The following is a 6,522-nucleotide window of genomic DNA, read 5'->3' on the forward strand; positions in this document are numbered from 1 at the left end:
GCTCCAGCGTCACAATGCGCTGGAGCCTCCGGTGGTGGTCGTGGCTGACGCGCAGGCCCCATCCGACAAGCTGGTGGCCATGTGCGGCCGCGCTGGCATTCCGCTTTTCGTCACGCAGGAACCTGCCGGCCACGTCATCGACGTGCTGCGAAGCTACCTCACTCAACATTTCGCCGAGCGCATCACGCGGCACGGCGTGTTCATGGACATCCTGGGCCTGGGCGTGCTGTTGACGGGCGAATCCGGCCTGGGCAAGAGCGAACTGGGGCTGGAATTGATTTCTCGCGGCCATGGTCTGGTGGCCGATGATGCCGTGGACTTGTTCCGTGTGTCTCGTACCGCCATCGAGGGCCGTTGCCCCGAGTTGCTGCTCAACTTGCTGGAAGTGCGCGGCATCGGCCTGCTGGACATCAAGGCCATCTTTGGTGAAACCGCCGTGCGCCGCAAGATGCGGCTCAAACTCATCGTGCACCTGGTCCGCAAGGAAACCATGGAGCGCGAATTCGAGCGCCTGCCTTACGAGCCCTTGTTTGAAGAGGTGATGGGCGTACCCATCCGCAAGGCGGTGATCGCGGTGGATGCCGGTCGAAATCTGGCCGTGCTGGTGGAGGCCGCCGTGCGCAATACCGTGCTGCAACTGCGTGGCATTGACACCTACAAGGAATTCATCGAACGCCACCAGCGCGCGATGGAGCGCGGCGGTAACTGAGCGTCAGCGGCCGTTCGCGCCGGTTTTGTTGCTACAGCCTTCGCGCTCGCAGATCACATACAGCGCCAGGGCATGGTCCTGTAGCTTGTAACCCCGTTCCCGGGCAATTTCCTGCTGACGGCGCTCGATTTCCGCATCGTAGAACTCTTCCACGCGACCGCAGTTCACGCATATCAGGTGATCGTGGTGCTTGCCTTCGTTCAATTCGAACACGGCTTTGCCGGCTTCGCTGCCCGCTTCGAAATGGTTGCGCGACAGGATGCCGGCCTGCTCGAATTGCATCAGCACACGGTAAACCGTGGCCAGGCCGATGTCGGAGCCTTCCGTCAGCAACAGCTTGTAGACGTCTTCCGCCGTCATGTGGCGCTGCGCCGCTTGCTGGAAGACTTCCAGGATCTTGATGCGTGGCAATGTGGCTTTGAGCCCGCTGCTCTTGAGTTCTTCTGCGTTGGTCATGGGGTGGGGGCTCCAGGGTGCGGGCAACCGTGACCGGCCCCCGCTAGAATGCCCAATGATATCGATATGCGCCCGACCTGGGAAACTGTCAGGCCTTGTCGTGTCTCGGCCTTCGTGCCGATTTGCCCTGACTCTGCCCCATACAGTCCATTTCGGTCTTACCGGACACCAACCGAGCTCTTCATCCATGACGCTGAAATTCCTTCGTCGCACCTTGATGTGTCTGGCCCCTGTGCTCACGCTGTCGGCCTGCAGCACCAGCGGTTTCTCGCTCAGCAAGCCCGAGACGCTGTTTGGTCTGCTGGAGCCTTACAAGGTGGACGTGGTGCAAGGCAACGTCGTGACGCAGGAAATCATGGCGCAGATCCAGCCCGGCCTGGGACGCATGCAGGTCAAGGAAATCCTGGGTACGCCTTTGCTGGCCGATCCCTTCCACACAGACCGCTGGGACTATGTCTTCACCATTCGCCGCCAAGGCGTGGCTGATCAACAGCGCCGCGTCAGCATCTTCTTCAAGAACGATGCCGTGGACCGTTTTGATACCGAACCCCTGCCCAGTGAGCGCGAATTCGTGGCCGCGATTGACAAGCCCGTCAAAGGCAAAGATGTGGTCAACCTGACGCCCGAGCAAATCGCGGCGCTGCCTGTCCCGCCCAAAACCGAGGTGGTCAAAACAGCCCCGCAAGGCGCTGTGCGTGACTACCCACCGCTGGAAGCTGGCCGCCGCTGAGGCTCAAGTCCATTCGCTTTCCGCGCTCGATTCCCTATCTGATTTGATGAGACAAGACACTGCCATGAGCACTGCCAACACCAGCCCTGTTCTGAAGATCGCCATCGCTGGCGCGTCCGGCCGCATGGGCCGCATGCTGATCGAGGCGGTTGTGAATGCCGATGATGCGCAGCTTGCCGGCGCACTGGACATCGCCAGCAGCCCTGCCATCGGTGCCGATGCTTCTGCATTTCTGGGTAGCACCAGTGGCGTGGCCATTACCTCGGATCTGCGCGCGGGCCTCAAGGATGCGCACTATCTGATCGACTTCACCCGCCCCGAAGGCACGATGGCGCATTTGCAGGTGTGCCGCGAACTGGGCGTCAAGATGATCATTGGCACCACGGGCTTCACGGATGAGCAGAAGGCCGAGATCGAGGATGCTGCCCGGGACATCGGCATCATGCTGTCGCCCAATATGGCCGTGGGTGTGAACGTGGTCTTCAAGCTCTTGGCGCAGGCGGCCAAGGCCCTCAAGGAAGGCTATGACATCGAGATCATCGAAGCCCACCATCGCCACAAGGTTGATGCGCCCAGCGGCACGGCACTGAAGATGGGTGAGGTCGTGGCGGAAGCCGTGGGCCGCAATCTGCAGGAATGCGCCGTATATGGCCGTGAAGGCGTGACGGGCGAGCGCGACCCCAGCACCATCGGTTTTGCCACCATCCGTGGTGGCGATGTGGTTGGTGACCACACCGTGCTGTTTGCCGGCATTGGCGAGCGCATCGAGATCACGCACAAGTCATCGAGCCGTGCCACGTACGCCCAGGGTAGCCTGCGTGCCGCGCGTTTCCTGTCGAACCAGCCTCATGGCCTGTTCGGCATGGATGACGTGTTGGGCCTGAAGTAAACAAGGACTGCACATGGGTGGCTTGAGTCAATTCTGGGCGCAGGGCGATGCCATCGGGCATGCCGTGGCCCTCATGTTGCTGCTGATGTCGATCGGCGCCTGGGTGGTGATCTTCTGGAAGGGCTGGTTGTTACACCGTGCCCGCAGGGATCTGACAGTGGGTGCGCAGGCTTTCTGGGCTGCGTCCGATATGGCGGCTGCTCGCCAGACCTTGCAATCCATGGACCGTGAAGGCGTGCTATTGCCTTTGGTGGATGCCGTGAGCAAGCCCGCCGCCGGCGGGACGCTGGAGTCGCTTGCCTTGCCTGAGGCACAACTGACGCGCCGCCTGCGGGACAGCCTTCATGCCGTGCTGGGGCGTTTGCAGCACGGCCAGGTGTTGCTGGCCTCGGTGGGTGCGGTGTCGCCCTTCGTGGGGCTGTTTGGCACCGTGTGGGGCATCTATCACGCGATGATGGGCATTGCCGCCGAGGGCTCTGCCTCGCTGGACAAGGTGGCGGGCCCCGTGGGCGAAGCGCTCATCATGACGGCAGCCGGCCTGGCGGTGGCCATTCCCGCCGTGCTGGCCTACAACATCTTTGGCAAGATCGTGTCGGCCTGCGAGGCCGATCTGGAGGGCTTTGCCCACGATCTGCGCGAAACGCTGCTGGCCCAACAGGGCCGGGGCAACTGATCGGCGAGGCGGGCATGGCATTCGGACGTCTGGAGCGACCGCAGGGCAGTCAGCCCATGAGTGAGATCAACATGACGCCGCTGATCGACGTCATGCTGGTGCTGCTGGTCATCTTCATGCTGACGGCGCCCTTGATGACATCCAGGCTCAAGCTGGATCTGCCCAAGATCGATGCGCAGCCATCTCCGAACAACACCCCGACCGTGATGGCCATCGCCTTGACGGCCGATGGTCTGGTGTATCTGGATGATCAAGCGAGCAACCTCACTGCCATCACGAGCCGTGCGCAAGAGTTGTCGCGCAAGAAGCCCGATACAGAGGTGCATCTGCGTGCCGATCGGGCAGTGGCCTATGGGCACGTGGCCGAGTTGATCAGCGCCTTGCAAAAGGCCGGCCTCAATCGGATCGCTTTTGTGACCGATGCGGAGCCTGAGGCTGCTGCGGGTGCCGCCTCGGCGCCCTGACAACAAACCATCTTAAGGCGCATCTAGGGCCTGTGACGGGCATGGCCTCGCCGGTGGGCCGGTCGTGTCGGCCTGGCACGACAAGGCGGTAGTCGCCTCGCATTTCGGTGCCCTGCTCTGTAAGAGCTGCGCGCACAATGGTCTTCAAGTTGACTGTTGGTCAGGACCGAAGATGGCAGCCCCGAAGTTTCCCACTCAGCGATTCGACAACGCGCAAGCGGCGCTGGACCATGTCACCAGGCTGTATGACGCGCAGATCGCGCACTTGCGTGATGCCCTGCAGCGCTTTGTGGCTGGTGAGAACATCAAAACGCACGTTCGCGCCAAGTACCCGTTTGCGCGCATCCACACCGATACGGTGGCGCGGGCTGATTCCCGTTTGTCCTACGGCTTCGTGGCCGGGCCGGGCACGTATGAAACCACCTTGACCCGTCCTGATCTGTTCGCCGATTACTACCGCGAGCAGTTCGAGTTGTTGCTGGCCAACCATGGCGTGTCGATCGAAGTAGGCCTGGGCAGTGACGCGATCCCCGTGCATTTCAGCCTGGCCGAGCACCAGCATCTGGAGGGCAGCATGCCGGCTGAGCGGCGCCTGCTCTTGCGTGACCGGTTTGACCTGCCCGATCTGGCCTCAATGGACGATGGCATTGCCAACGGCACGTACGAGACGCGTGGCGGGGCGCCCAGGCCTTTGTCCCTGTTCACGGCGCCGCGTGTGGACTACTCGCTGCACCGCCTGCGCCATTACACGGGCACCTCGCCCGAGCACTTCCAGAACTTCGTGCTGTTCACGAACTACCAGTTCTACATCGACGAGTTCGTGCGCATGGGGCATGAGTTGATGCGCCGCGCGCCAGACCCCAACAACCCGCGTGACGATGACGACTGCGTGGCCTTCATCGAGCCGGGCAATGTGATCACGCGCAGAGTGGGCCAGGCCGTAGAAGCTGCCGATGCCTTGGGTGCGGCGCCTCCGCGTTTGCCGCAGATGCCCGCCTATCATTTGATCAGGCGTGATCGCAGCGGCATCACCATGGTCAACATCGGCGTGGGCCCGGCCAACGCCAAGACCATCACTGACCACATTGCCGTGCTGCGCCCTCATGCCTGGATCATGCTGGGCCATTGCGCAGGGTTGCGCAACTCACAGCAACTGGGTGATTACGTGCTGGCCCACGGCTATGTGCGTGAGGACCACGTGCTCGATGAGGATCTGCCGCTGTGGGTGCCCATCCCGCCACTGGCGGAAATCCAACTGGCGCTGGAAGGCGCCGTGGCCGATGTCACGCAGTTGCATGGCTATGAGCTCAAACGCATCATGCGCACGGGCACCGTGGCCTCGACCGACAACCGCAATTGGGAACTGCTGCCGCAGCGGGAACCCGAGCGACGCTTCAGTCAAAGCCGCGCCGTGGCGCTGGACATGGAAAGCGCGACCATCGCGGCCAATGGCTTCCGCTTCCGCGTGCCTTACGGTACTTTGCTGTGTGTGAGTGACAAGCCACTGCATGGCGAGCTCAAGCTGCCGGGCATGGCCAACCAGTTCTACCGCGAGCGGGTAGACCAGCATTTGCGCATCGGCTTGCGCGCCATTGAGCGTTTAAGAGCCAATATGGCGGGCCAACTGCACAGTCGAAAGCTGCGCAGCTTCGCCGAAGTCGCATTCCAATAACGGGCTAACCCGTTACGGTTGTGGTGAAGCTACCTGGTGTTACTAGATGGCTTCAGATTGCCGTGCAACGTGGCATGGTGCATGACGGGGCTGGGTGCCCGGTCATGCGGGCCCGTTGCTTCAAGCAATCAGGCTGCAGCAGCCAGACTTGGTGCAGTGGCGGTTTGCACGGGGGCCACTTCGCGACGGATCTGTTCGCCAGCCAGGTCTTCGGCCACGCGCAGGTCATAGGCCGTTTGCAGGTCCATCCAGTACTGGGGTGTGGTGCCAAAGAAGCGAGCCAGACGCAGGGCGGAGTCCGGGCTGATGCCGCGGCGCTCACGCACGATGTCGTTCACGCGGGGGGCAGGAACGTGCAGGCGGATCGCCAAGCCACTGGCCGACAGGCCATGTTGTTCCATGAACTTGGCGCGGAGGATGGCGCCGGGGTGCGCTGCAGGTGAATTGCTCATAGGACTAAGGGTTTTTCATAGATACTGGCGCGATCGTATGAGGTTTGTCTCGGTAACATTGTCAAAACTTGGACAATTGCACGCGATTCATCTAACCATTTCGGGGGATTGAGGGAAAACACTTATGCCGTTTACCGTTTGATGAAACAATGGCGAGACGAACCGAATCCACGCCGCTGACCCTGTTGCCGGCACTCAAGACCCACCTCTGGTTTGCCAGTTGTCCGGAGCCTTTCCAGCGCGCGCTGATCGAGCGATCCAGGCTGTGGCATATCCGGACGGGTGAACTTTTGTTTTCACGTGGCGAAGCGCAGGACAGCCTTTGCTGCGTGGTCGCTGGCGCGCTGAAGCTGGGTTCCATCAGTCCGAAAGACGGATCGCATCGTTTGACGATGTATGTTGAGCCGTATCACTGGTTCGGCGAGGTATCGCTGATTGACGGCCTGCCACGCAGCCAGGATGCGATTGCAGATACGG

9 protein-coding genes are annotated in these 6,522 nt (G+C 61.7%); 7 read left to right on the plus strand and 2 right to left on the minus strand.

Annotated features, from left to right (window positions below):
- The coding region (gene hprK, locus EPO09_RS15835) for an HPr(Ser) kinase/phosphatase (protein ID WP_290644303.1) at positions 1–709 on the plus strand (709 nt) is incomplete at its 5' end.
- 3 nt (positions 710–712) lie between these two features.
- Here the strand turns inward: hprK and fur are convergent.
- Positions 713–1,165, minus strand: coding sequence for a ferric iron uptake transcriptional regulator (gene fur / locus EPO09_RS15840; protein WP_290644305.1), 453 nt, complete (start codon positions 1,163–1,165; stop codon positions 713–715).
- A gap of 187 nt (positions 1,166–1,352) precedes the next feature.
- Between fur and EPO09_RS15845 the strand changes: the two genes are divergently transcribed.
- From EPO09_RS15845 to EPO09_RS15865, 5 genes are all read left to right on the plus strand, one after another.
- Positions 1,353–1,895, plus strand: coding sequence for an outer membrane protein assembly factor BamE (locus EPO09_RS15845; protein WP_290644306.1), 543 nt, complete (start codon positions 1,353–1,355; stop codon positions 1,893–1,895).
- A gap of 64 nt (positions 1,896–1,959) precedes the next feature.
- A complete protein-coding gene (gene dapB / locus EPO09_RS15850) occupies positions 1,960–2,784 on the plus strand; it encodes a 4-hydroxy-tetrahydrodipicolinate reductase (RefSeq protein WP_290644308.1) in 825 nt (274 codons plus the stop codon).
- A 13-nt stretch (positions 2,785–2,797) separates the two neighbouring features.
- On the plus strand, positions 2,798–3,457 hold the full coding sequence (locus EPO09_RS15855; protein WP_290644310.1) for a MotA/TolQ/ExbB proton channel family protein: 660 nt from the start codon (positions 2,798–2,800) through the stop codon (positions 3,455–3,457).
- Positions 3,458–3,471: 14 nt separating this feature from the next.
- Positions 3,472–3,921: a biopolymer transporter ExbD gene (locus tag EPO09_RS15860; RefSeq protein ID WP_290644312.1), complete on the plus strand. Its 450-nt coding sequence runs from the start codon at positions 3,472–3,474 to the stop codon at positions 3,919–3,921.
- 172 nt (positions 3,922–4,093) lie between these two features.
- The gene (locus tag EPO09_RS15865; RefSeq protein WP_290644314.1) at positions 4,094–5,593 is read left to right on the plus strand and encodes an AMP nucleosidase; all 1,500 of its coding nucleotides are present in this window, start codon (positions 4,094–4,096) and stop codon (positions 5,591–5,593) included.
- Positions 5,594–5,721: 128 nt separating this feature from the next.
- Here EPO09_RS15865 and EPO09_RS15870 read toward each other — a convergent pair whose 3' ends face one another.
- Positions 5,722–6,045, minus strand: a complete 324-nt coding sequence (locus EPO09_RS15870; RefSeq protein ID WP_290644316.1) for a HigA family addiction module antitoxin — start codon at positions 6,043–6,045, stop codon at positions 5,722–5,724.
- Between the two features lie 149 nt (positions 6,046–6,194).
- Here EPO09_RS15870 and EPO09_RS15875 point away from each other — a divergent pair.
- Positions 6,195–6,522: cyclic nucleotide-binding domain-containing protein (locus EPO09_RS15875; RefSeq protein ID WP_290644318.1), on the plus strand; the 328-nt coding region annotated here is incomplete at its 3' end.

The sequence above is a fragment of the Aquabacterium sp. genome (assembly GCF_004297345.1).
In the GTDB taxonomy this organism is placed as follows: Bacteria; Pseudomonadota; Gammaproteobacteria; order Burkholderiales; family Burkholderiaceae_C; genus Aquabacterium.

What these genes read in the sequence shown, in the direction of transcription:
- fur (WP_290644305.1), bottom strand. Translation starts at nt 1,165, where the DNA reads ATGACCAACGCAGAAGAACTCAAGAGCAGCGGGCTCAAAGCCACATTG.
- EPO09_RS15845 (WP_290644306.1), top strand. Translation starts at nt 1,353, where the DNA reads ATGACGCTGAAATTCCTTCGTCGCACCTTGATGTGTCTGGCCCCTGTG.
- dapB (WP_290644308.1), top strand. Translation starts at nt 1,960, where the DNA reads ATGAGCACTGCCAACACCAGCCCTGTTCTGAAGATCGCCATCGCTGGC.
- EPO09_RS15855 (WP_290644310.1), top strand. Translation starts at nt 2,798, where the DNA reads ATGGGTGGCTTGAGTCAATTCTGGGCGCAGGGCGATGCCATCGGGCAT.
- EPO09_RS15860 (WP_290644312.1), top strand. Translation starts at nt 3,472, where the DNA reads ATGGCATTCGGACGTCTGGAGCGACCGCAGGGCAGTCAGCCCATGAGT.
- EPO09_RS15865 (WP_290644314.1), top strand. Translation starts at nt 4,094, where the DNA reads ATGGCAGCCCCGAAGTTTCCCACTCAGCGATTCGACAACGCGCAAGCG.
- EPO09_RS15870 (WP_290644316.1), bottom strand. Translation starts at nt 6,045, where the DNA reads ATGAGCAATTCACCTGCAGCGCACCCCGGCGCCATCCTCCGCGCCAAG.